The sequence below is a fragment of the Pseudomonas sp. WJP1 genome (genome assembly GCF_028471945.1).
Taxonomy (GTDB): Bacteria; Pseudomonadota; Gammaproteobacteria; order Pseudomonadales; family Pseudomonadaceae; genus Aquipseudomonas.
Genome location: NZ_CP110128.1, coordinates 6,917,308 through 6,941,519, shown reverse-complemented (window position 1 = coordinate 6,941,519; position 24,212 = coordinate 6,917,308). Strand labels below are relative to the sequence as shown.

General features: G+C 60.4%; 25 protein-coding genes. 18 read left to right on the top strand and 7 right to left on the bottom strand.

Translation table 11 applies throughout. The features are described 5' to 3' along the window. Window positions 1-82: 82 nt before the first annotated feature. From purE to OH720_RS31365, 4 genes are all read left to right on the top strand, one after another. Window positions 83-574 carry a 5-(carboxyamino)imidazole ribonucleotide mutase gene (gene purE, locus OH720_RS31380; protein WP_007971731.1) on the top strand — a complete coding sequence of 164 codons (492 nt, stop codon included), beginning with the start codon at window positions 83-85 and terminating at the stop codon, window positions 572-574. A gap of 11 nt (window positions 575-585) precedes the next feature. Then, the gene (locus tag OH720_RS31375) at window positions 586-1,668 is read left to right on the top strand and encodes a 5-(carboxyamino)imidazole ribonucleotide synthase (protein WP_059403824.1); all 1,083 of its coding nucleotides are present in this window, start codon (window positions 586-588) and stop codon (window positions 1,666-1,668) included. Window positions 1,669-1,775: 107 nt separating this feature from the next. Further along, a complete protein-coding gene (locus tag OH720_RS31370; protein ID WP_008064532.1) occupies window positions 1,776-2,021 on the top strand; it encodes a GlsB/YeaQ/YmgE family stress response membrane protein in 246 nt (81 codons plus the stop codon). A gap of 83 nt (window positions 2,022-2,104) precedes the next feature. After that, complete coding sequence (locus OH720_RS31365; RefSeq protein WP_272604061.1) at window positions 2,105-2,641, top strand: DUF3299 domain-containing protein; 537 nt, start codon at window positions 2,105-2,107, stop codon at window positions 2,639-2,641. Between the two features lie 136 nt (window positions 2,642-2,777). On the opposite strand, the gene OH720_RS31360 is transcribed toward OH720_RS31365, so the two are convergent. Then, window positions 2,778-3,677 (bottom strand): D-hexose-6-phosphate mutarotase, encoded by a 900-nt coding sequence (locus tag OH720_RS31360; RefSeq protein WP_272604060.1) that lies wholly within the window; start codon window positions 3,675-3,677, stop codon window positions 2,778-2,780. A 73-nt stretch (window positions 3,678-3,750) separates the two neighbouring features. Continuing rightward, a complete protein-coding gene (locus OH720_RS31355; protein WP_007896491.1) occupies window positions 3,751-4,155 on the bottom strand; it encodes an acyl-CoA thioesterase in 405 nt (134 codons plus the stop codon). A 361-nt stretch (window positions 4,156-4,516) separates the two neighbouring features. On the opposite strand from OH720_RS31355, the gene OH720_RS31350 reads away from it, so the two are divergent. From OH720_RS31350 to OH720_RS31315, 8 genes are all read left to right on the top strand, one after another. After that, window positions 4,517-5,815, top strand: coding sequence for an MFS transporter (locus tag OH720_RS31350; protein ID WP_272604059.1), 1,299 nt, complete (start codon window positions 4,517-4,519; stop codon window positions 5,813-5,815). 235 nt (window positions 5,816-6,050) lie between these two features. Further along, the gene (locus OH720_RS31345) at window positions 6,051-7,049 is read left to right on the top strand and encodes a phosphate ABC transporter substrate-binding protein PstS (protein WP_272604058.1); all 999 of its coding nucleotides are present in this window, start codon (window positions 6,051-6,053) and stop codon (window positions 7,047-7,049) included. A gap of 222 nt (window positions 7,050-7,271) precedes the next feature. Beyond that, window positions 7,272-9,554 carry an ABC transporter permease subunit gene (locus OH720_RS31340; RefSeq protein WP_272604057.1) on the top strand — a complete coding sequence of 761 codons (2,283 nt, stop codon included), beginning with the start codon at window positions 7,272-7,274 and terminating at the stop codon, window positions 9,552-9,554. Window positions 9,555-9,569: 15 nt separating this feature from the next. Further along, entirely contained in the window at window positions 9,570-11,240 is a 1,671-nt protein-coding gene (gene pstA, locus OH720_RS31335; RefSeq protein WP_272604056.1) for a phosphate ABC transporter permease PstA, read from the top strand. 159 nt (window positions 11,241-11,399) lie between these two features. Further along, window positions 11,400-12,233 carry a phosphate ABC transporter ATP-binding protein PstB gene (gene pstB, locus OH720_RS31330; protein ID WP_008064516.1) on the top strand — a complete coding sequence of 278 codons (834 nt, stop codon included), beginning with the start codon at window positions 11,400-11,402 and terminating at the stop codon, window positions 12,231-12,233. A 72-nt stretch (window positions 12,234-12,305) separates the two neighbouring features. Further along, window positions 12,306-13,067 carry a phosphate signaling complex protein PhoU gene (phoU, locus tag OH720_RS31325; protein ID WP_272604055.1) on the top strand — a complete coding sequence of 254 codons (762 nt, stop codon included), beginning with the start codon at window positions 12,306-12,308 and terminating at the stop codon, window positions 13,065-13,067. A gap of 167 nt (window positions 13,068-13,234) precedes the next feature. Beyond that, window positions 13,235-14,128, top strand: a complete 894-nt coding sequence (locus OH720_RS31320) for a response regulator (protein WP_272604054.1) — start codon at window positions 13,235-13,237, stop codon at window positions 14,126-14,128. Between the two features lie 197 nt (window positions 14,129-14,325). Continuing rightward, a complete protein-coding gene (locus OH720_RS31315) occupies window positions 14,326-15,222 on the top strand; it encodes a M23 family metallopeptidase (protein WP_272604053.1) in 897 nt (298 codons plus the stop codon). 76 nt (window positions 15,223-15,298) lie between these two features. Here the strand turns inward: OH720_RS31315 and OH720_RS31310 are convergent, their stop codons facing one another. The 3 genes from OH720_RS31310 to phoB form a co-directional block, all read right to left on the bottom strand. Continuing rightward, window positions 15,299-16,639 (bottom strand): hemolysin family protein, encoded by a 1,341-nt coding sequence (locus OH720_RS31310; protein ID WP_272604052.1) that lies wholly within the window; start codon window positions 16,637-16,639, stop codon window positions 15,299-15,301. A gap of 123 nt (window positions 16,640-16,762) precedes the next feature. Next, window positions 16,763-18,049, bottom strand: coding sequence for a phosphate regulon sensor histidine kinase PhoR (gene phoR, locus OH720_RS31305; protein WP_272606543.1), 1,287 nt, complete (start codon window positions 18,047-18,049; stop codon window positions 16,763-16,765). 81 nt (window positions 18,050-18,130) lie between these two features. After that, complete coding sequence (phoB, locus tag OH720_RS31300; protein WP_008064504.1) at window positions 18,131-18,820, bottom strand: phosphate regulon transcriptional regulator PhoB; 690 nt, start codon at window positions 18,818-18,820, stop codon at window positions 18,131-18,133. Between the two features lie 152 nt (window positions 18,821-18,972). Between phoB and OH720_RS31295 the strand changes: the two genes are divergently transcribed. Then, window positions 18,973-19,359 (top strand): COG4315 family predicted lipoprotein, encoded by a 387-nt coding sequence (locus OH720_RS31295; protein ID WP_272604051.1) that lies wholly within the window; start codon window positions 18,973-18,975, stop codon window positions 19,357-19,359. A gap of 48 nt (window positions 19,360-19,407) precedes the next feature. Here OH720_RS31295 and ubiA read toward each other — a convergent pair whose 3' ends face one another. Both ubiA and OH720_RS31285 read right to left on the bottom strand, forming a co-directional pair. Continuing rightward, window positions 19,408-20,298, bottom strand: coding sequence for a 4-hydroxybenzoate octaprenyltransferase (gene ubiA, locus OH720_RS31290; RefSeq protein WP_272604050.1), 891 nt, complete (start codon window positions 20,296-20,298; stop codon window positions 19,408-19,410). After that, on the bottom strand, window positions 20,298-20,861 hold the full coding sequence (locus tag OH720_RS31285; RefSeq protein ID WP_272604049.1) for a chorismate--pyruvate lyase family protein: 564 nt from the start codon (window positions 20,859-20,861) through the stop codon (window positions 20,298-20,300). The genes ubiA and OH720_RS31285 overlap by 1 nt, the downstream gene beginning before the upstream one ends. A 201-nt stretch (window positions 20,862-21,062) precedes the next feature. Between OH720_RS31285 and OH720_RS31280 the strand changes: the two genes are divergently transcribed. From OH720_RS31280 to OH720_RS31260, 5 genes are all read left to right on the top strand, one after another. Continuing rightward, a complete protein-coding gene (locus tag OH720_RS31280; protein WP_007995385.1) occupies window positions 21,063-21,233 on the top strand; it encodes a rubredoxin in 171 nt (56 codons plus the stop codon). 18 nt (window positions 21,234-21,251) lie between these two features. Then, a complete protein-coding gene (locus OH720_RS31275; protein WP_272604048.1) occupies window positions 21,252-22,400 on the top strand; it encodes an NAD(P)/FAD-dependent oxidoreductase in 1,149 nt (382 codons plus the stop codon). A 194-nt stretch (window positions 22,401-22,594) separates the two neighbouring features. Then, a complete protein-coding gene (locus OH720_RS31270) occupies window positions 22,595-22,870 on the top strand; it encodes an HU family DNA-binding protein (protein ID WP_003213368.1) in 276 nt (91 codons plus the stop codon). A gap of 350 nt (window positions 22,871-23,220) precedes the next feature. Further along, window positions 23,221-23,595: a DUF6124 family protein gene (locus OH720_RS31265; RefSeq protein WP_272604047.1), complete on the top strand. Its 375-nt coding sequence runs from the start codon at window positions 23,221-23,223 to the stop codon at window positions 23,593-23,595. A gap of 148 nt (window positions 23,596-23,743) precedes the next feature. Next, window positions 23,744-24,127, top strand: coding sequence for a helicase (locus OH720_RS31260; protein WP_272604046.1), 384 nt, complete (start codon window positions 23,744-23,746; stop codon window positions 24,125-24,127). Window positions 24,128-24,212 lie beyond the last annotated feature (85 nt).

Below are 24,212 nucleotides of genomic sequence, written 5' to 3'. Positions count from 1 at the left end.
TTCGTACAATCAAGCCACGCATTCTGCGTGGCTTGTTGTTTTTTGATGCGCCTGCGGGCGCCCAGAGAGAAGAGGCACGACGATGAGTGCATTGGTTGGCGTGATCATGGGCTCCAAGTCCGATTGGTCCACCCTTAGCCACACCGCCGATATGCTGGAAAAGCTCGGCATCCCTTACGAGGTGAAAGTGGTCTCTGCCCACCGTACCCCGGACCTGCTGTTCCAGTACGCTGAAGAAGCCGAGGCGCGTGGCATCGAGGTGATCATCGCCGGTGCCGGTGGCGCGGCCCACTTGCCTGGCATGTGTGCGGCCAAGACCCACCTGCCGGTGCTGGGCGTGCCGGTGCAGTCGGCGATGCTCTCGGGTGTCGATTCGCTGCTCTCGATCGTGCAGATGCCAGCAGGCATTCCGGTTGCCACCCTGGCCATCGGCAAGGCCGGTGCGATCAACGCAGCCCTGCTGTCGGCGAGTATCCTGGGCGCCAAGCACCCGCAGTTCCACGCGGTGCTGAAAACCTTCCGTGCTGAGCAGACAGACAGCGTCCTGGAAAATCCAGACCCACGCATCGCCTGAGGTTGTTGACGATGAAGATCGGTGTAATCGGTGGCGGCCAGTTGGGTCGCATGTTGGCGCTGGCGGGCACTCCGCTGGGTATGAACTTCGCTTTCCTCGACCCGGCTCCGGACGCGTGTGCCGCCGCGTTGGGCGAACACCTGAGAGCCGATTACGGCGACCAGGATCACCTGCGTCAGCTGGCCGATGAAGTCGATCTGGTGACCTTCGAGTTCGAGAGCGTTCCGGCGGAAACCGTGGCGTTCCTCTCGCAGTTCGTGCCGGTCTATCCGAGCGCCGAAGCCTTGCGGATCGCCCGCGATCGCTGGTTCGAGAAGAGCATGTTCAAGGACCTGGGCATTCCGACCCCGGCGTTCGCCGACATCCAGTCCCAGGCTGACCTGGACGCTGCCGTGGCCTCCATTGGTCTGCCAGCCGTACTGAAAACCCGCACCCTGGGTTACGACGGCAAGGGCCAGAAAGTCCTGCGCACCGCTGAAGATGTGGTTGGCACTTTCGCCGAGCTGGGCAGTGTGGCTTGCCTGCTGGAAGGTTTCGTACCTTTCACCGGCGAAGTCTCGCTGATCGCCGTACGTGCTCGCGATGGCGAAACCCGGTTCTATCCGCTGGTACACAACACCCACGACAGCGGCATCCTCAAGCTGTCCGTGGCCAGCACCGATCACCCGTTGCAAGCCTTGGCCGAAGATTACTCCAGCCGGGTGCTCAAGCAGCTGAATTATGTTGGCGTCATGGCGTTCGAGTTCTTTGAAGTCGACGGCGGCCTGAAAGCCAACGAAATCGCCCCGCGTGTGCACAACTCCGGGCACTGGACCACCGAAGGCGCCGAGTGCAGCCAGTTCGAAAACCACCTGCGGGCGGTTGCCGGCCTGCCGCTGGGTTCGACCGCCAAGGTTGGCGAAAGCGCAATGCTGAACTTCATCGGTAAAGTGCCGGAAACTGAAAAAGTCCTGGCCATCGCCGATTGCCATCTGCATCACTACGGCAAGGCATTCAAGGTCGGCCGCAAGGTCGGTCACGCCAACCTGCGTTGTGCAGACCGCGAAACACTGGCCGCGCAGATCCTCAAGGTCGAAGCGCTTATCGCCGAATAGTTTCATCTGGCAGCGGCGGAACCATTGCGGGACCGCCGTTCTCTCATGGCAGGATGCCAAAGTCTGACTAGGCTTTCGCATAGCCACTTCATTCAGAGGGAAATGCCATGGGAATTATCGGAACCATCTTTATCGGCTTGATCGTCGGCCTGCTGGCTCGGTTCCTGAAACCGGGCGATGACAGCATGGGCTGGATCATGACCATCCTGCTCGGTATCGGCGGTTCGTTGGCAGCCACTTACGGCGGCCAGGCCCTGGGTTTCTATCAAGCGGGTGAAGGCGCAGGCTTCATCGGGGCACTGGTGGGCGCCGTCATCTTGCTGGTGATCTACGGCTTGATCAAAAAGAACTGATCCAAGCGACAAAGTCCTCTCGGCTGCGCAGCCCGGGAGGACTAGAATGCCCGGCGATTTCCTTAACCCTACCGGGCATTTTCATGCGACGTCTTCTGCTGACTCTTGTTTTACTGAGTACGGGCCTTGCCCATGCCGGCGATTTGCCGGAAACCGACTGGCTCGAACTGATGCCCAAGTCGGACCAGAAAGCCCTCGAGGCCATGCCCGAAATCGACCACGACTCCCCGGAAGCCAATGGCACCTTCACTGAAAAAGGTGGCATGAAGCAGAGCAAGGGTTTGCCTGCGGTGATGTATTCGACCAAGACCGTAGCGTCGATGAACGACAAGGACATCCGTATCGGTGGTTATCCGGTACCGCTGGAGTCCGACGCCAAGGGCCGCAGCACACTGTTCTTCCTGGTGCCATACCCGGGGGCCTGCATCCACGTACCGCCACCGCCACCCAATCAGCTGGTGCTGGTGCGTTATCCCAAGGGCTTGAAGCTGGCTGATATCTACACGCCGCTGTGGGTGACTGGCACGCTGAAGATCGAGAAGGTCAGCAATGACCTGGCGGATGCGGCGTATGCGCTGGATGCGGCGAAGGTGCGGGTGGTGCAGGAGTCGGATTTGTAACTCGCCATTCCGGTTCTGCACAAACTAACTGTGGGAGCGAGCCTGCTCGCGATGAGGCCATGACATTCAACATCTTCGTTGACTATCAGCCCGCTATCGCGAGCAGGCTCGCTCCCACATTGGTTTCTGGTGTTGCTTAGAGTGGTTTGCTGTTGATGCTCACACCCAGCGTATGACTGGCACCCGGTGCCAACGTCACCACATCACCCAGCACATTCGCCGTTTCAATGCACAGCATGCGCTGCCAGCCATCGTCGGCCATGTCGCTGAACGCCGCGGCGCGCTCGGTCCACGGGTTCCAGATCACTGCCGAACGTGAACCGGTACTGGTCAGCTCGATGCGCCGCTCCCAGGCCGGGTCGACAATGCCGAGCCGGGGCGGCGTATCGAGGTAGATGCGATCGGTTTCGCCGGTAAAGTGCAAGTCACCGGACTGGGGCACGGTTTTCCAGTCGTCCAGCGTCTCGATATAGCTCAGGCCGTCCAGCCCTTCGACATGCACATGGCGCACATCGCTGACCGCGAAATAGCTGTGCAGCGCCTGGCTGATCGTGACGGTGTCGGTGCCCTGGTTGAGACTGGTCAGGTTGATCTGCAGTTGCTCGTCCAGGCGAATGCTCAGCTTCAGGTCGACCTTGTGCGGCCAGCCTGGCAAGCCGCCTTCGGGGCAGGGCAGGAGGAACTCGATCTTCAGGCTTTCGCCTTCGGCCTCGATGCCGCCCAATTCCCAGTCGATCGCCCGCACCAGCCCGTGAGCGGCGGCGGGTTCGTTGCTGATGCGCATCGCCTGGACGCTCTGCGGGTTGCGCGCCAGGTTACCGAACCACGGCCAGCACACCGGCACACCGGCGCGGATGCTTTTGCCCGCCTTGAAGACAGCCTCGTCGTTGAGCCAGATCAGCGGTGGCTGGCCAGCCAACTGATAGCTGAGGATGTGTGCACCCTGCTGGGCCACCAGCAATTCGGCCTGGCCGTGGCGGATGCGCCAGCAGTTCAGTTCATCCAGTTTGACGGCTTCAACGTTGGGCGTGCTCATGGGACAGCTCTCGATCAGTAACAATGACTGCAATGGACCGCAAAACGCTTGTCGGGTTTAACGCAGCCCGGTTTTAACGTGCTCTGGGTGGAACCGAACGAGTACGGCCGCTGCCATCGATGGCGACGAACACAAACACCGCTTCGGTGACTTTGCGCCATTCGCTGGACAGTGGGTCGTCGCTCCAGACCTCGACCATCATCTGGATCGAGCTGCGGCCGATTTCCAGTGCCTGGGTATAGAAGGAGAGCTGGGCACCCACTGCAACCGGAACCAGGAATGCCATGCGGTCGATCGCGACAGTGGCCACGCGACCACCCGCCACCTTGCTGGCCATCGCAGTACCGGCCAAGTCCATCTGCGCCACCAGCCAGCCGCCGAAAATATCGCCAAAGCCATTGGTTTCGCGAGGAAGCGCGGTGATTTGCAGGGCCAGGTCGCCTTGCGGGATCGGATCTTCTTGTTCGAGCTCTATCATGCCGGGGGTGCCTCTGACCCGTGACTCTTCGTGTGTATTTCAGTGAATAGCCGTCTTCAGGAAAAACGATTCATCCCCGAACATACTGCGTTCGTCACGTTTTTCGTCAGGCGCCTAAAGGGAAACTCTGCGAAATCGCCTATGAACCTGACAGGCGTTTTCGCACAGCAACCCTTACACGTTATTACTTAATGCGAGTATATCGGTCGGTAGACTCCGATACGACCATCCGGTTCTCATTTTGACCATCAAATACGCACCTCTATGTGCTTTTTCGAACAATTTGCTATCGTGCCGGTCCTGCCCGAGCCCTTGCCAGCGTTGTTGGGGCGGCAGATTTGACTATAAGAGATGCCTTGCCATGACCACAGCGCCCTCGAGTATCGCGCAGCCTTCCCAATCCGCACGTCCGTTGACCCGCAACGATTACAAGACGCTATCGCTGTCGGCCCTGGGCGGCGCGCTGGAATTCTACGATTTCATCATCTTCGTGTTCTTTGCGACCGTGGTGGGCAAGCTGTTCTTCCCGGCGGACATGCCCGAATGGCTGCGCCTGATGCAGACCTTTGGCATCTTTGCCGCCGGTTACCTGGCGCGGCCACTGGGCGGCATCGTGATGGCGCACTTCGGCGACCTGCTGGGGCGCAAGAAGATGTTCACCCTGAGCATCTTCATGATGGCGGTACCGACCCTGATCATGGGCCTGTTGCCGACCTACGCGCAGATCGGCATGTGGGCGCCGATCCTGTTGCTGTTGATGCGGGTGATCCAGGGCGCGGCCATTGGCGGTGAGGTCCCGGGTGCCTGGGTCTTCGTTTCAGAGCACGTACCGCAGCGGCATGTCGGCTATGCCTGCGGCACCCTGACCAGCGGCCTGACGGCTGGGATCTTGCTGGGTTCGCTGGTCGCTACGGCGATCAACAGCGTTTACACGCCGGTTGAAGTGGCGGATTACGCCTGGCGGATTCCTTTCCTGCTTGGTGGCGTGTTTGGCCTGTTCTCGGTGTACCTGCGCCGTTGGCTGCACGAAACCCCGGTGTTCGCCGAGCTGCAACAGCGCAAGGCCCTGGCCGAAGAAGTGCCGTTGCGCGCGGTGCTGCGTGACCATCGTGGTGCGATTGCCATTTCGATGCTGCTGACCTGGCTGTTGTCCGCCGCCATCGTGGTGTTGATCCTGATGACCCCGACCGTGCTGCAGACGGTCTACCACTTCGCGCCAACTACCGCGCTGCAGTCCAACAGCGTGGCAATCGTGTTCCTGAGCATAGGCTGCATCATTGCCGGCGCCTTGGCGGACCGTTTTGGCGCGGGGCGTGTGTTCGTTGTCGGTTGCACGGCGTTGCTGGCCAGTTCCTGGACTTTCTATCACAGCCTGGCCGACCATCCCGACTGGTTGTTCCCGCTGTACGCCCTGACCGGCCTGCTGGTGGGCACCATCGGCGCGGTACCGTATGTGATGGTCAAGGCGTTCCCGCCGGTGGTGCGTTTCAGCGGCCTGTCGTTCTCGTACAACGTGGCCTACGCGATTTTCGGTGGTTTGACGCCGATGGTCGTCAGCCTGCTGCTCAAGGAAAGCCCGATGGGGCCGGCGTATTACGTGGCGGTGCTGTGCGGAGTCGGGATTGTGGTGGGTGCGTATCTCTGGAAGAAGGGTCGTTAATTTCGACTTTGATCGTTCCCACGCGCAGCAAAGGAATGCTTCAAGGGACGCTCCGCGTTCCAGCTTTTGAAAGGGTCGCGGAGCGACCCTGGCTGCATTCCCACGCAGAGCGTGGGAACGATCTGTCGCCAGATGCTGGCCTTTCATCCAATTGTCATATTTCAGCCATAGAGTGTTCACACGGCCTGCTGATACTTGGCCCCGAATAACACACCCTATCTGCTAGGAGTAAGGCATGAAACTGAAGCGTTTGATGGCGGCAATGACTTTTGTCGCTGCTGGCGTTGCGACTGCCAACGCGGTTGCCGCTGTTGACCCGTCGATCCCGAGCTACACCAAGACCACCGGTGTGTCGGGCAACCTGTCCAGCGTCGGCTCCGATACCCTTGCCAACCTCATGACCCTCTGGGCTGAGAACTACAAAAAAGAATACCCGAACGTAAACATCCAGATTCAGGCCGCTGGCTCCGCCACTGCGCCACCTGCGCTGACTGAAGGCACCTCCAACCTGGGCCCGATGAGCCGCAAGATGAAGGACACCGAACTGGCTGCCTTCGAGCAGAAGTACGGCTACAAGCCAACCGCTATTCCGGTTGCAGTGGACGCCCTGGCCGTCTTCGTGCACAAGGACAACCCGATCCAGCACCTGACCATGGAACAGGTCGATGCGATCTTCTCGTCCACTCGTCTGTGCGGCGCTAAAACCGACGTTAAAACCTGGGGTGACCTGGGCGTGACGGGCGACCTGGCCAACAAGCCGGTGCAACTGTTCGGTCGTAACTCGGTATCCGGCACCTACGGCTACTTCAAGGAAGAAGCCCTGTGCAAAGGTGACTTCAAGCCAAACGTCAACGAACAACCAGGTTCGGCTTCGGTCGTGCAGTCGATCAGCTCCTCGCTGAACGGCATCGGTTACTCGGGCATCGGCTACAAGACCGCTAGCGTGAAGACGGTGGCCCTGGCCAAGAAAGGCTCCACTGACTTCATCGAAGACACCGAAGAAAACGCCCTGAACGGCAAGTACCCGCTGTCGCGCTTCCTGTACGTATACGTCAACAAAGCCCCGAACAAGCCTCTGGCCCCGCTGGAAGCCGAGTTCGTGAAGCTGGTTCTGTCCAAACAGGGCCAGGAAGTCGTGGTGAAAGACGGTTACATCCCACTGCCAGCCAAAGTTGCTGCAAAAGCACTGGCTGACCTGGGTCTGCAGGAAGGTAACAACGTAGCAAAAAAGTAAAACCCTAGGTCCGGGGTAAACCCCGGACCTGTAGGAGCGAAGCTTGCTCGCGAAAGCGATGGTTCATTCAGCATTGACGGTGAATGTAATGACGCCTTCGCGAGCAAGCTCACTCCTACAACCCCCCAAATTCTCGCTCCGCTGCCGGTTTCACCGGGTGGCGGATTTGTTGCGTCACTGCACTGTCATCTTTCTGTCATACAGGATCGCTAGGGTGTGCGAATGAATGATCTGGCCAATTCCACAATGACTACAAATCCCCCCAAGCGAATTGATTTCAATACGCCTGAGTTGCAACGCAAGCGCCGCATCCGCGCGCTCAAGGATCGCCTGACCCGCTGGTACGTCCTGGTGGGCGGCCTCGCCGTTCTCGCCGCGATCACGCTGATCTTTTTCTTCCTCGCCTACGTGGTGATGCCCCTGTTCCAGGGTGCCAGCCTGACTGCCAAGGACGCCATCACGCCTGCCTGGATGCAAGATGCCGGCAAGCCACTGATGTTTTCCCTTGAAGAGCAGAACCAGGTCGCCATGCGGGTTTCCGACAGGGGCCAGGCACTGTTCTTCGACATCGACAGTGGTGCTGAACTCAAGCGCGTCGATCTGCCGCTTCCGGCCGGTGCTACCGTGACGTCCATCGGTGACGACCAGCCAGGTCAACCGCTGGTGGCGGTGGGATTGTCCAACGGCCAGGCCATGGTGTTCCGCCACACCTACAAAGTCAGCTACCCGGACGGCAAGAAGACTATCTCGCCGGCCATTGAATATCCGTATGGCGAAACCCCGATCACGCTGAACGAGGCGGGCGGTGCGCTGGAACATGTCAGCCTCAACGCCAACGATTCGACCCTGATGCTGGTGGGTTCTACCGGTTCGCAACTCAATGTTCTGTCGCTGACCAGCGAAGAAAACATGATGACCGGCGAAATCACCAGCGAGCAGAAGCGCATCGATCTGCCGCAGATGACTGAGCCTGTGAAGAACATCTTCGTCGACCCGCGTCAGCAGTGGCTGTACGTGATCAACGGTCGTGCCCAGGCCGACGTCTTCAGCCTGCGCGACAAGAGCCTTAACGGTCGCTACAAACTGCTGGAAAACGGTGACGCCGAAATCACCGCCAGTACCCAGCTCGTAGGCGGCATCTCGTTGATCCTTGGCGACTCCAAAGGTGGCCTGGCCCAGTGGTTCATGGCCCGCGACCCGGATGGCGAGCAGCGCCTGAAGCAGATCCGTACCTTCCAGATGGGCACCACGCCTATCGTTGAAATCACCGCCGAAGAGCGCCGCAAGGGCTTCGTGGCCCTCGATGCCTCCGGCAAGCTTGGCGTGTTCCACAGCACCGCACACCGTACCTTGCTGGTCGACCAGGTGGTCGAAGGCCAGGGCCTGTTCGGTCTGTCGCCACGGGCCAACCGCGTGATCGTCGAAGCCGGCGGCAAGCTGCAACCGCTGCTGCTGGACAACCCGCACCCGGAAGTATCGTGGAGCGCGTTGTGGAGCAAGGTCTGGTACGAAAACTACGACGAGCCTAAATACGTCTGGCAATCGACCGCCGCCAACACCGACTTCGAACCGAAACTGAGCCTGTCGCCGCTGACCTTCGGTACCCTGAAAGCCGCGTTCTACGCCATGCTGCTGGCCGCTCCACTGGCCGTCGCCGCGGCGATCTACACCGCGTACTTCATGGCCCCGGGCATGCGTCGCAAGGTCAAGCCGGTGATCGAGCTGATGGAAGCGATGCCGACGGTGATCCTCGGTTTCTTCGCCGGCCTGTTCCTCGCGCCGTATGTGGAAGGGCATCTGCCAGGCATCTTCAGCCTGCTGATGCTGCTGCCAGTCGGCATCCTGGTTGCCGGTTTCACCTTCAGCCGCCTGCCGGAATCGATTCGCCTGAAAGTCCCTGACGGCTGGGAAAGTGCCCTGCTGATTCCAGTGATCCTGTTCGTTGGCTGGCTGTCGCTGTACATGAGCCCGTACATGGAGAACTGGTTCTTCGGCGGCGACATGCGCATGTGGATCTCCCACGACCTGGGCATCACCTACGACCAGCGCAACGCATTGGTAGTCGGCCTGGCCATGGGCTTCGCGGTCATCCCAAACATCTACTCCATCGCCGAAGACGCCGTGTTCAGCGTGCCGCGTGGCCTGACCCTGGGTTCCCTGGCCCTCGGTGCCACGCCGTGGCAGACCATGACTCGCGTGGTGATCCTCACCGCCAGCCCGGGCATCTTCTCGGCGCTGATGATCGGCATGGGCCGTGCAGTCGGCGAAACCATGATCGTGTTGATGGCCACCGGTAACACCCCGGTCATGGAAATGAACCTGTTCGAAGGCCTGCGCACCCTGGCCGCCAACGTCGCGGTGGAAATGCCGGAGTCGGAAGTCGGCGGCAGCCACTACCGCGTGCTGTTCCTCTCGGCGCTGGTGCTGCTGTTGTTCACCTTCATCATGAACACCCTCGCGGAACTGATTCGTCAGCGTCTGCGCAAGAAATACTCGTCGCTTTAAGAAAGGTAGAAGTCTGTGAAACAGAACTCCCTGAAAGGATGGTTCAAGAGCGGCGCCCCGGGCGTCTGGATCAGCGGTGGCGCGGTGTCCATCGCGGTCATCATGACCATTGGCCTGCTGGCGGTGATTGCCGTGCGTGGCCTGGGTCACTTCTGGCCGGCGGATCTGATCCACGCCAGCTACGACGTGCCGGGCCAGGCCAATCACCTGGTCGTTGGCGAAGTGGTGCAGAAGGAAGAAGTGCCGCGTGCGCGCCTGAAGAGCGCCGGCCTGCCGGTGCCTGACGAAGGCCCGGAGTTCATGACCCGCGAGCTGATCAAGGTCGGCAACCGTGACCTGAACGGCACCGATTTCACGTGGATCGTCGGCGAGTGGCTGACTAAACAGACGACGCCAGTCGAACTGATGGCGCTGGAACGTCGCGAGTGGGGCAATTTCTACGGCTACCTGGTCAACGTCAAACAGGACGGCAAGGTGATTGCCGAAGGCGAGGCTGCGTGGCCTGAGCTGCAGGCGCGGATCGACCGTGTGAATCAGCTGGCTGGCCAGCTCAAGACCCTGGAAAAAGTCGACATCGGCGCGATCAACGCTGGCCTCGAACGCATCCGCCTGCACGGCCGCAAACTGGAACTGGATGGCAAGCTCGACGCCGCCGCGCAAGCGGACATGGAGTCCGAGCGCGCCGAGCTCAATGCCCGCTATCAGGACGTTGAAGCTCGCCTGGGTGATCTGCACGCGCAGTTCAACCGCGACAGCCTCACCGCCCGTGATGCCAACGGCAAGGAAATCGAAATTGGCCTGGGTAAAGTGGTTCACGCCTACCAGCCGAACGCCATGGGTACCTTCACCAAGATCGGTTTCTACTTCAGCAAGGTCTGGGAATTCCTGAGCGACGACCCGCGTGAAGCGAACACCGAAGGCGGTATTTTCCCGGCGATCTTCGGCACCGTGATGATGACGTTGATCATGGCGATGATCGTGACCCCGTTCGGCGTCCTGGCCGCGGTGTACCTGCGTGAATACGCCAAGCAGAACACCCTGACCCGGGTGATCCGCATCGCGGTGAACAACCTGGCGGGCGTTCCGGCCATCGTTTACGGCGTGTTCGGCCTGGGCTTCTTCGTCTACGTACTGGGTGGCTCGCTTGACCGTCTGTTCTTCCCTGAAGCCTTGCCGGCGCCGACCTTCGGCACACCGGGCCTGCTCTGGGCATCGTTGACCCTGGCGCTGCTGGCGGTGCCGGTGGTGATCGTGGCCACCGAAGAAGGCCTGGCGCGGATTCCTCGCACCGTGCGCGAAGGCTCGTTGGCCCTCGGCGCGACCAAGGCGGAAACCCTGTGGAAGATCGTACTGCCAATGGCCAGCCCGGCGATGATGACCGGCATGATCCTCGCCGTGGCCCGCGCCGCCGGTGAAGTGGCGCCGCTGATGCTGGTGGGTGTGGTGAAGCTGGCGCCGTCGCTGCCGGTGGATGGCAACTACCCGTACCTGCACCTGGACCAGAAGATCATGCACCTGGGCTTCCACATCTATGACGTCGGCTTCCAGAGCCCGAACGTCGAAGCCGCGCGGCCGCTGGTGTACGCCACGGCGCTGTTGCTGGTGCTGGTGATCGCGACATTGAACCTGTCGGCCGTTTATATCCGTAACCACCTGCGCGAGAAGTACAAGGCGCTGGATAGCTAATCACGCCGCTCCCTGTAGGAGCCAGGCTTGCCGGCGAAGGCGTCCTCGAGATCGCCTTCGCCGGCAAGCCTGGCTCCTACGGGAAAACGGCAACACCCCTGGCCCATTTTGTGAGGCCAGCGGCAACTGAACCGAATTTGTTAGCACAGGGAGCCTCCCATGCAGCACGAAGCACATACCCACGGCATCAACATGTCGGCCCTGGGTCGCGACAAACAGAGCCTGAGCCTCGAGCAGGAAACCGTGGCCATCGAAGTGCCGGGCCTGAGCCTGTTCTACGGCGACAAACAAGCGCTGTACGACGTCAGCATGAACATCCCGAAACAGCGCGTGACCGCCTTCATCGGCCCGTCCGGCTGCGGCAAGTCCACGCTGCTGCGGACCTTCAACCGCATGAACGACCTGGTGGATGGCTGCCGCGTCGAAGGCGCGATCAACCTGTACGGCAACAATATCTACCGCAAGGGCGAAGACGTGGCCGAGCTGCGTCGTCGCGTTGGCATGGTGTTCCAGAAGCCGAACCCGTTCCCGAAAACCATCTACGAAAACGTGGTCTACGGCCTGCGCATCCAGGGCATCAACAAGAAGCGCGTACTGGACGAAGCCGTCGAGTGGGCGTTGAAAGGCGCGGCACTGTGGGATGAGGTCAAGGACCGCCTGCACGAATCGGCACTGGGCCTTTCTGGTGGTCAGCAGCAACGTCTGGTGATCGCCCGTACCATCGCCGTGGAGCCGGAAGTGCTGCTGCTCGACGAACCGTGCTCGGCACTCGACCCGATCTCGACGCTGAAAGTCGAAGAGCTGATCTACGAACTGAAATCCAAGTTCACCATCGTCATCGTGACCCACAACATGCAGCAGGCCGCGCGGGTTTCCGACTACACGGCGTTCATGTACATGGGCAAACTGGTGGAGTTCGGCGACACCGACACCCTGTTTACCAATCCGGCGAAGAAGCAGACCGAAGACTACATCACCGGTCGTTACGGCTAGGAAAGCTGTGGTTGCTCACTGAACTGACGCTGCGGCCCACCGCACCTTACCGGACGCTCCAAGGACGCCAACATGATTAGTAAAGAAGGCCTTACCCACCACATTTCCCAGCAGTTCAACGCCGAACTCGAGGAAGTGCGCAGCCACCTCCTGGCCATGGGCGGGCTGGTGGAAAAACAGGTCAACGACGCGGTCACCGCGCTGATCGAGGCCGATTCCGGCCTGGCCCAGCAGGTGCGTGAGATCGACGACCAGATCAACCAGATGGAACGCAATATCGACGAAGAATGCCTGCGCATTCTGGCCCGTCGTCAGCCGGCGGCGTCCGACTTGCGCCTGATCATCAGCATTTCCAAATCGGTGATCGACCTGGAGCGCATCGGTGACGAAGCGACCAAGATCGCCCGTCGCGCCATCCAGCTGTGCGAAGAAGGCGAAGCACCGCGTGGTTACGTCGAGGTTCGCCACATCGGTGACCAGGTGCGAAACATGGTCCGTGATGCGCTGGATGCCTTTGCCCGTTTCGATGCCGACCTGGCGTTGTCGGTGGCGCAGTACGACAAGATCATCGACCGCGAATACAAGACCGCCTTGCGTGAGCTGGCGACCTACATGATGGAAGACCCTCGCTCTATCTCGCGGGTCTTGAGCATCATCTGGGTACTGCGTTCGCTGGAGCGTATCGGCGACCACGCACGCAATATTTCGGAGCTGGTGATTTACCTGGTGCGCGGCACCGACGTACGTCACCTGGGTCTCAAGCGCATGAAGGAAGAAGTTGAAGGAACCAGCGGCGAAACCGCTAATGTTCCGGGCGAATCTGACGATAAGTAAGATTGCCCAATCAAAGCGCCCGGCCTATTGGCCGGGCGTTTTCGTTTGCGGTTCACGAATTCGAAAAGCAGCACCCGCGATCGAAAAGTCCCGGAGTGACTGAGTTTTTTGGCAATGTGCCATCAGCAAGACGGTAGGCTTGCCGGGATTTTTTAAAGGGGTTATGGATGAGTAAGGTCAGTGTGTTGGTCGTGGACGATGCCTCGTTCATTCGTGACCTGGTGAAGAAATGCCTGCGCGACTATTTCCCGGGCATGCGCATCGAAGACGCGGTCAACGGCCGCAAGGCTCAGTCGCTGCTGGCAAGGGAGGCCTTCGACCTGGTGCTGTGCGATTGGGAAATGCCGGAAATGTCCGGCCTGGAACTGCTGACCTGGTGCCGCGAGCAAGACAGCCTCAAAGGCATGCCATTCGTGATGGTGACCAGCCGCGGCGACAAGGAGAACGTCGTCCAGGCGATCCAGGCCGGCGTTTCCGGCTACGTCAGCAAGCCGTTCACCAACGAGCAACTGATCACCAAGGTCAAGCAAGCGCTGCACAAGGTCGGCAAACTCGACGGCCTGATGAGCGTGGCGGCCACCAAGACAATCTCGGCATTCGGCAACGACACCCTGAACGCATTGACCGGCAACAAGCCTGCCGTGAGCGCTCCAGCGGCTGCTGCACCGTCCCCGGGCTTGCTCAACAACCCGCCGGCCAAGGCCCCGGTGGCGGCTGCCGGCGCTGGGCGAGGTCAGGGTCAGCTGCGGTTGCCCAATGGCATCCAACAGTGCGTGATCAAGGCGCTGAGCCTCAAGGAAGCGCTGCTGGTGGTCAAGCGTACCGACAACCTGCCGCAGGTTCTCGACAGCGCCGTACTGGACCTGGAGCAGGGCGAGCGCGCCGAAGTGGCCCGCCTCAATGGCTACCTGCACGCCGTCGTGGCCCACGAGCCCAAGCCCGACAGTGACTGGTTGCAGCTGACCTTCCGCTTCGTCGATCAGGACGCGCAGAAACTGGACTACCTCTCCCGGCTGATTGCCCGGGGTACCGCGCAGAAACATTTCATTCCAGGCGCGTAAATCCGGGTTTGCCTGCCAAGCCGCCTTCGCGGGCAAGCCTCGCTCCTACAACGGATTGCCTATTACCCGTAGGAGCGAGGCTTGCCCGCGAAGAGGCCCTGGAAATCACCGCACATCTGTCTGAACATCTGCCGACTACCCGGGTCCATTGCAGCTGCTAGGCTCAATCCAAAACCTGACTCGACAGAATCCCGCCCATGCTCGTGCGCCTGCTGTTTTTCTGTGGTCTGTTCATAGCCTCGACCGCGGCCGTGGCCATGACCATCTACAAGTCCACCGACGTCAATGGCGTGGTCTCCTACAGTGACCGCCCCACGACAGGCTCCAAGGTGTTCACTTTCCAGGACCGCATGGACGAGCGCCTTGAGCGGCAGGTGTACCTCGTCATCACGAAGAAGGACGGGGTGGACAGCGTGTACGTGCGCAATGACTTGTACGCGCCGGTAGAGATCGAGTTGAGTTTCGCCGGGTTGAAGAACGTCAGCGGCGCGCCGAGTCGACCGATTCGCCGGGTAATGCCGTTGCGCAGCAGCATTCGCCTGGCGCAGCTCACGGCGACTAAGGCCGGGAGCCCGATTGCCTACATCCCCAGGTTTGAATATTCCCTGGGCGACCCCGCAGGCGCCTCCATGGCCTATCGCTACCCGCTGCCCTGGCGTGGCGGGCCGTTCCGGGTCAGCCAGGGCGCCAATGGCCAATACAGCCACTTCGGCCCGAAGAACCGTTACGCCATAGACATCGCCATGCCCGAAGGCACGCCGATCATCGCCGCGCGAGGCGGGACCGTGATCAAGACCGAAAACAGTCAGAGCGGGCGTGGCACCGACGCGTCGGGCAATTTTGTGCGGGTGCTGCACGATGACGGGACCATGGGCGTATACCTGCACCTGAAACAGGGCTCGGTCAGCGTTCGGGAGGGGCAGCGGGTGGCAGTGGGCAGCCCGTTGGCGCTGTCGGGCAATACCGGCAACAGCAGCGGGCCACACCTGCACTTCGTGGTGCAGCGCAATACCGGGATGGGGCTGGTATCGATTCCGTACCAGTTCAATCAGCCGGTCAATGCGTTGCCCAACTTTGCGTTGGGCAAACAATGATGGGGTGTCTAGGGTTGACGCCTTGTAGGAGCGAGGCTTGCCCGCGAAGGGCGCGCCGCGAATCCGAATCAGCGCATCAATCGAGCATTAACACCTTGGCCAACACAATCTTCGGCCCTTTCATCTTCTTGATGATGATGCGCAGACCTTCGACTTCCAGCACTTCTTCCTCTTCAGGAACGCGCTTGAGGCTCTCATAGACCAAACCTGCGAGGGTTTCGGCTTCAACGTGGTCCAGATCGATGCCCAGCAGGCGCTCGACCTTGAACAGTGGCGTATCGCCCCGTACCAGCAGCTTGCCTGGCTGATAGGCGAGGATGCCGCGCTCGGCCTTGCGGTGTTCGTCCTGGATATCGCCCACCAGCACTTCCAGCACGTCTTCCATGGTCAGGTAGCCGATGATGTTGCCGTCGGCCTCTTCGACCACGGCGAAGTGCGAGCCGCCCTTGCGGAACTGCTCCAGCAACTGCGACAGCGGCATGTGCCGCGACACGCGCTCCAGCGGGCGGGTCAGTTCGGCCAGGTTGAACGACTCGGGAATGTGGTCCAGGGCCGCCAGCTCAAGCAGCAGGTCCTTGATGTGCAGCAGGCCGACGAACTCCTGGCGCTCGCTGTCGTACACCGGGTAGCGGCTGAACTTGTGGCGACGGAACATCGCCAGGATTTCCTTGAGCGGCGCGTTGAATTCCAGGGTCACCAGGTCTTCGCGGGAGTTGGCCCAGTCGACCACTTCCAGCTCGCCCATTTCCACAGCAGAGGCCAGAACGCGCATGCCCTGGTCGCTCGGGTCCTGGCCACGGCTCGAGTGCAGGATCAATTTCAGTTCTTCGCGGCTGTAATGGTGCTCGTGATGCGGGCCGGGTTCGCCTTGCCCTGCGATGCGCAGGATCTGGTTGGCGCTGGCGTTGAGCAGGTAAATGGCCGGGTACATGGCCCAGTAGAACAGGTACAGCGGTACGGCGGTCCACAGCGACAGCAATTCGGGTTTGCGGATGGCCCAGGATTTCGGGGCGAGCTCGCCGACCACGATGTGCAGGTACGAAATGATGAAGAACGCGGTGAAGAACGACACGGCCTTGACCACTTCGGCCGAATCGACGCCCACGGCGCTCAGCACGGGGGCCAGAAGGTGCGCGAACGCCGGCTCACCGACCCAGCCAAGGCCCAGCGAGGCGAGGGTGATACCCAACTGGCACGCCGACAGGTAAGCATCGAGCTGACTGTGCACGGTGCGCAGGATGTGTCCGCGCCAGCCGTGCTGCTCAGCGATGGCTTCGACCCGGGTCGAGCGCAATTTGACCATGGCGAATTCCGCCGCAACGAAAAAGCCGTTGAGCAATACCAGGATCAGAGCAAAAAGGATCATGCCGAAGTCGGCGAATATTGTTGCGAGGGACAAGCCAGGGGAAGGGTCCATGATGGAGTTTTGCGGGTTCCGTGTATTCGAAAGGAAAGAAAAAAGTGCGCCTGAAAGGCAGGCACAAGTCAGCCAATGTAGCGGCTGACTGGGCAATTGCCTAGTGGCGCGTGCTGGCCGGTATCAGTCGGCGGTGCTGATCACCCGGGATTTGCTGACCTGGGCCGGCGCGAAATGGCAGGTAAACGTGCTGCCGTGTCCCGGCACGCTGCTGATTTCCATCCGCGCACGGTGACGCAACAACACGTGTTTGACGATCGCCAGGCCCAGCCCGGTGCCGCCGGTGTTGGAGTTGCGGCTGGAGTCGACCCGGTAGAAGCGTTCGGTCAGGCGCGGCAGGTGTTTGCTGTCGATGCCAATCCCGGAATCCTGCACGCTCAGGTGCGCGCCTTGCTCGTCGCCCCACCAGCGGATGCGGATGTTGCCTTCGGCCTGGGTGTATTTCACCGCGTTGAACACCAGGTTGGAAAACGCGCTGCGCAGTTCCGCTTCACTGCCCTTGAGCAGGATCGTCGGGTCGGCTTCGAGGGTGATTTGCTGGTTTTTCTGGCCGGACAGCTGTTGAGCGTCGCCCTTGATCGATTGCAGCAAGCCGTCGATGGCCACTGGTTGGTTGTCCGACGGGTAATCGGTGGCTTCCAGCTTGGCCAGCAACAGCAGGTCGTTAAGCAAGGTCTGCATGCGCCCGCCTTGCTGCTGCATTTGCTGCAGGGCACGGGTCCAGCGCGGGTTCACTTCCTCGACGTTGTCGAGCAGGGTTTCCAGATAGCCGCAGATCACCGTCAACGGCGTGCGCAGCTCGTGGGAGACGTTGGCGATGAAGTCTTTGCGCATCTGCTCCAGCTGATGGATACGCGTCACGTCGCGCACCAGCATCAGGTGCTCATTGTTGCCGTAACGGGTGATGTACAACTGGATGCGCATCCGGTCGTTGGTCGGCGAAGGGATTTCCAGCGGTTCGGCGTAGCTGTCCTGTTCGAAATATTCCTTGAAGCGCGGATGGCGTACCAGGTTGGTCACAGGCTGGCCGCTGTCCTGCGGCGTCTTGAGGCCCAGCAGGGTTTCGGCGGCACGGTTCCACCATTCCAGGTTGCCGTCGCTGTCGAGCATGACCACTGCATCTTTCAAGGCTGCGGTGGATTCCTGGACCCGGTCGATGACCGCTTGCAGGCGCCCGCGAACGCGTTGGTCGCGACGTTGCAGATGGTAGATGCTGTCGAACACTTCGCCCCACAGGCCGTAGCCATCAGGTGGCGCTTCATCGGGTTTGTGCAGGCGCAGCCATTCGTGCAGGCGCAGCAGTTGCTTGAGGGTCCAGGCCAGGTAAACGCCGAGTCCCGCGGCGAGGCTCCAGCCGTAGTAGCCGGTGATCAGGCCGATCACCAGGCAGGCGGTGACCAGCAGCAGCATGTGGCGAATCAGGGTGCCATGCCAGTTTTGGTTCACTTGAAAGCGCGTCCTTGTCTACTTCTAAAACGGGGGAAATCCGGGTCAGGCTTTTGTGGAAAAGCGGTAACCGGTGCCGCGCACGGTTTGTACCAGGTTTTCGTAGGCATCGCCGAGGGCTTTGCGCAGGCGCCGGATGTGCACGTCTACGGTGCGCTCCTCGACATACACATTGCCGCCCCAGACCTGATCCAGCAACTGGCCACGGGTGTAGGCGCGTTCCTGGTGGGTCATGAAGAACTGCAGCAGACGGTATTCAGTGGGCCCCATTTCCGCCGGTTTGCCGTCGATGGTCACGCGGTGGCCAATCGGGTCCAGCAGCAGGCCGCCGACTTCGATCGGCGCTTCGCCATCGCTAGGGCCGGCACGGCGTAGCACGGCCTTGAGGCGTGCAACCAGCTCGCGCGGGGAAAAGGGCTTGGTGATGTAGTCATCGGCGCCGACTTCCAGGCCCTGGATCTTGTTGTCCTCTTCGCCCTTGGCGGTGAGCATGATGATCGGGATATCCCCGGTCAGCTCGTCGCGCTTGAGGCGGCGGGCCAGCTCGATGCCGGACGTGCCGGGCAGCATCCAGTCGAGCAGGATCAGGTCCGGTTTGCGGTCGACGATAATGGCGTGGGCCTGCTGGGAGTTCTCCGCCTCCAGGCAGTCATAGCCGGCCATTTCCAACGCAACGGCGATCATTTCGCGAATGGGCGCTTCGTCGTCGACGATCAGAATGCTCCTGCCAACCATGCCTTAATCCTCTTGTCATTTAACTGTCTTGCGCCGCATTAGATAACGGAATTATTGCAGTCGTGTGACAGTATTTTAGTCGCCCGGCGATTGTCATGAACCTGGACTAAGCTCTAAGTCCGAATCCTGACAACCACAAACGGAAGGTTTCCATGAAACACATTGCTCAATCCTGGAAGGCTTTGCTGGTAACTGCTGCGCTAACGCTGCCGACCATGGCCTTCGCCGCCGACCCCGCGATGATGAAGGACGGCATGATGGTCGATCATAAGGGAATGACCTTGTACACATTCGACAAGGACTCGGGTGGCAAGTCGATGTGTAATGGTGATTGCGCCAAGAACTGGCCACCGATGATGGCGCCGGCGGGTGCCGCGGCTACAGGCAAGTGGAGTGTGATCAAGCGTGATGACGGCACCAGTCAATATGCTTACGACGGCAAGCCGCTTTATACGTTTGTGAAAGATGAAAAGCCTGGCGATATGACGGGCGACAAGATGAAAGACGTCTGGCACGTTGTTCACGAATCGCAGAAGTAACGGATTCGGCCCGGTGTGATTGCCCCGGTTTACGGGGCAATCATCGTTTTAGCGCAACCCGTAATCCAGCACGATCCCGACAAAAATCGCCATCCCGGCCCAGTGGTTGTGCAAGAACGCCTTGAAACAGCGCATCCGGTCCTTGCTGCGGGTGTACCAGAACTCCCAGGCAAAACAGCCCGCCGCCACCGTCAGTCCCAGATGGAACCAGCCGCCGAGCTCGAATTTCGCCCCGGCCAGCAGCAGGCAACCTAATGCCAACCCTTGCAGGGTCAGGATGATCACCCGGTCTGCCTCGCCAAACAGGATCGCCGTGGATTTCACGCCGATCTTCAAATCGTCGTCGCGGTCGGTCATCGCGTAGTAGGTGTCGTAGCCCACCGTCCACATCAGGTTAGCGATCCACAGCAGCCACGCCGCCGCAGGCAGTTCCCCGGTCTCGGCGGTGAAGGCCATCGGCATGCCCCAGGAAAACGCCGCGCCCAACACCACTTGCGGGTAATAGGTGTAGCGCTTCATGAACGGGTAAGTGAAGGCCAGGGCCAAACCACCGAACGACAGCCAGATCGTTGCCGCATTGGTGCACAGCACCAGCAGGAAACTCAGGCCCATCAGCAGCGCAAAGAACACCAGCGCTTCTTTGGAGCTGATCCTGCCGCTCGGCAGCGGGCGCTGTTCGGTGCGTTTCACATGGCCGTCGACCTTGCGATCCGCCCAGTCATTGATTACACAGCCGCCCGCGCGGGTCAGCACCACGCCAAGGACGAAAATCACGATATTGGCCAGCGATGGCGAACCCTGGCCGGCAATCCACAGCGCCCACAGCGTCGGCCACAGCAGCAGGTAAATGCCGATCGGCTTGTCCATGCGCGTCAGCTGAATGAAATCCCAGGCCCGGGGATTCAAGCGGTTCAAGGACTTGAGCAGGCTCTGGTACATCAGCAATTCTCCGGATGGGCGCGGGCGGCGCTCCACAGGGTCGGCAGGAAGATCTCGGCCACCAGCACGCTCAAGGCGCCACGGTCGAAGCGCGAGCGACGGGCCCACAGCCCAGGCGTTCGCACTTCACTTGGCAGCCACGCCTGCGGGTAGTGGCAAACCTCGATGGCCCGGCGCTGGAAAGCGTGATCGCAAAACAGCAACTCGCCCAGCGATCGGCTGCCCAATTCATCCATGTGCAAGCCGTCGCCCTGCAACGCACTGCGTGCAGCGACGCTGCGGGCAAACACCAGGGCTTGCCCGTGACCACGCAAATACACCTCGCGCACCCAGCCTTCACTGCCTTCGGCCAGGTCGAGCGCGGCGCATTCATCCGTACGCAGGGTCTGCCAGCCTTCGAACAACGGCGTGACGCTAAACGCATCATTCGTCAGGTGAATGAGGCGCCTGGTCAGCGAGCCATGATCGAACAACCAATCGAGGATAGACGTGTCGGGCAGAGGCGTCAGTTGGCTTTCAAGGAGCCAGATCGGAGGCGGGCAGGGGGATTCTGTGTGTTGCACAATGAGTCATTATTGGCAGCAAAGGAGGTCGCGAGCTTACCATGTGCGCCACGAATTTTGATTGACCCGGCGGCCCATTGCGCCGAACAGGCTTGCATCTGTTGGGCCCGATCAGTAAAAAAACGCTTTGAGCTGGATGGCAACGCAGTAACCATCGACCGTCCGCGCCGGCAATAGCCTGAATCCCGAGGAAATACCTGAATGAAAAAGTGGCAATGTATCGTCTGCGGCCTGATCTATAACGAAGCCGACGGTTGGCCCGATGACGGCATTGCGCCGGGCACCCGTTGGGAAGACGTCCCGGCAGACTGGCTGTGCCCGGACTGCGGTGTGGGCAAAATGGATTTCGAAATGATCGAAATCGCCGCCTGAATAACTGAGGAGTAAGGAATGAACGCACCTGTCGTAATCGTTGGTACCGGGCTGGCGGGCTACAACGTGGCTCGCGAGTTTCGCAAACTCGACAGCGAAACCCCGCTCCTGCTGATTACCGCCGATGACGGGCGCTCCTACTCCAAGCCGATGCTCTCCACCGGTTTCGGCAAAAACAAGGATGCCGACGGCCTGAGCATGGCCGAACCGGGCGCCATGGCCGAGCAGTTGAAGGCCGAAGTGCGTACCCATACCCGAATCAGTGGCATTGACCCTGGTCACAAGCGCCTGTGGATCGGCGAAGAATCGGTCATTTACCGTGACTTGATTCTGGCCTGGGGTGCCGAAACCGTACGCGTACCCATCGAAGGCGACGCGGCGGATTGCGTGTTCCCGATCAACGACCTGGAAGACTACGCACGCTTTCGCGCGGCAGCGGCCGGCAAGCGTCGGGTCCTGTTATTGGGCGCCGGCCTGATCGGCTGCGAATTCGCCAACGACCTGACCCTGGGCGGCTACGAGGTGCAACTGGTTGCACCGTGCGAGCAGGTCATGCCGACCCTGTTGCACCCGGCGGCGGCGGCAGCGGTCCAGGCCGGGCTGGAAAGCCTGGGTGCACGCTTCCACCTCGGTCCGGTGCTCAATCGCCTGGAGCGGGTTGCTGACGGCCTGGAAGCCCATCTTTCTGATGGCCAGGTCATCCCGTGCGACGTGGTGGTGTCGGCCATTGGCCTGCGTCCGCGCATCGACCTGGCCGCCGCTGCCGGCCTGCAAGTCAATCGCGGCGTAGTGGTCGACCGTCACCTGCAAACGTCCCACGCCAACATCTACGCCCTGGGCGACTGTGCCGAGGTCGATGGGCTGAACCTGTTGTACGTGATGCCCCTGATGAGCTGTGCGAGGGCGCTGGCCCAGACCCTCGCCGGCAACCCGACGGTGGTCAACTATGGACCGATGCCGATCACCGTCAAAACCCCGGTGTGTCCATTGGTGGTTTCCCCGCCGCCACGGGGTACGGAGGGCGTCTGGACCGTCGAAGGGCAGGGCGCTGACATCAAGGTTTTATGCCGCGATAACAACGGCAAACTGCTCGGTTATGCCCTGACTGGCGCGGCCGTGATGGAAAAACTGGCCCTCAACAAAGAGCTACCGGCACTGCTGGCGTAAATACCGGTCGTTCTGTCGGAATCACCCCCCTTTTGCCCAAACATTGGCCGCGCCGACACTGGCGCGGCTCCTCACTGCGTGCCATCCTCACTCCCGTCGGCCGCAGAGTAGAGCACCTGCGGCGCTTTGGGCGCTGCTCCACAGAGAGCGGCACGGACATAACAACAAAAAACCGTCAAAGGGGCTTCACTAATATGCGCAAACCAGAACTCGCCGCAGCCATTGCTGAAAAAGCAGATCTCACCAAAGAGCAGGCCAACCGCGTCCTCAACGCCGTTCTCGAAGAAATCACCGGCGCCCTGCACCGCAAAGACAGCGTGACGCTGGTAGGTTTCGGCACCTTCCTGCAACGCCATCGCGGTGCCCGCACCGGCAAAAACCCGCAAACCGGTGAGCCGGTTAAAATCAAGGCCAGCAACACTGTTGCGTTCAAGCCGGGTAAGTCGTTGAAGGATAGTGTTAATCCGTAATTCGCATCCCCTTTGCGGGGTTGCGCAATAAAAAATGGGCGCGCCAACCGGGTTGGGTGCCCATTTTTTTGGTATCGACTTTAACGCCGTGGGGTTCACCCATAACCCGGCGTCTTTGAGGGAAATGTCCGAGAGTGTTGTGGGATGGAGGAGTGAAAGATCGTCCGAACGCGATCCGAACCTTCGAAAGCTCCAATGCCTCCAAACGGCGGGTTTTAAATCGTTAAACGCGGCTGGAAAATGATGAAATCCCTTACAAAATTGAGGAAGCATCCGACGCTTTTTTAAGGTTGGCCTTCGGAAGCGCGACGGTTAGCGTGGTCACTCCCCATATTCCTCGGAGATGCACCATGCCCAAGGTCAACGAACTGCCAGCCGGATCAGCAAGCGAAAGCACAACCCCGTACATGTCCGCGACTTCAAGAAAGTTGCACCATGCAGCCACTCGCGCCCTGGACCATTACCTCAAACCCAATGCCCTGGTCATGGCAGGGGCTCATCCGCCCGGCACGATCTTCGTCGTGGCGCCTGACATCGACAACGAAACGCTATTGGCGCACGCCTGTGAGTCGTTGGCGACGGCCAATGTGATGGCGAGTGAAATCGCCGCGATGCTGGAAGGGGCGCACCGCAGCACGATGCTGGCGCTTCAGCAGGTGATCATGCTCGGTGAGTTGGCGGTGAATCGGGTGCTGGATAACGTCGCCCCGACGCACCCTGCCTGAGTCGGGAAGAGCAGGGCTTACGTCAGTGACTTGGTAGTCATCTGCGTCAAAAAACCGGGCATCTCCTCCTAACGTAACTCGAAGGTGGCGTTCTGGCATTTAATCGCTACACTGCGCGGGCCGTTCATTTTTCTTTTGAGGCTTGCGCATGAAATTTCGTTTTCTGCTGTGGATGCTGGGTTTGTTGATGGGTAAGGCCAGTCGGACCAATCCGGCGTTTCAACAGCAGCTGGGTGACAAGGAACTGGTGTTTCAGCTGCAGACCCTGGACGGGAAAGTGGCGCGGCACTTCCGGGTGAAGGATCAGCGCATTACCAGCAAGGCAGGCGTATACGCCGAGCCGGCGTTTGCGATTGCCTTCAAGGATGCGGCGTATGGCTTTGACACCATGCAGGCCAAGAACAAGCAGTTGGCCTTCATGACGGGGATTCAGGACAAGTCGATCCAGATCAAGGGCAACCCGGCGCTGGTGATCTGGTTTCAGGGGCTGACCAAGTATTTGAAGCCGAAGAAGGCCAAGGCGAAGGCTTGAGTTTTTTCAGTTGGACCGAGTTGGGTTCTTCGCCCGTAGGAGCCAGGCTTGCCGGCGAAGAACGATGACGCGGTGTGACAGATAC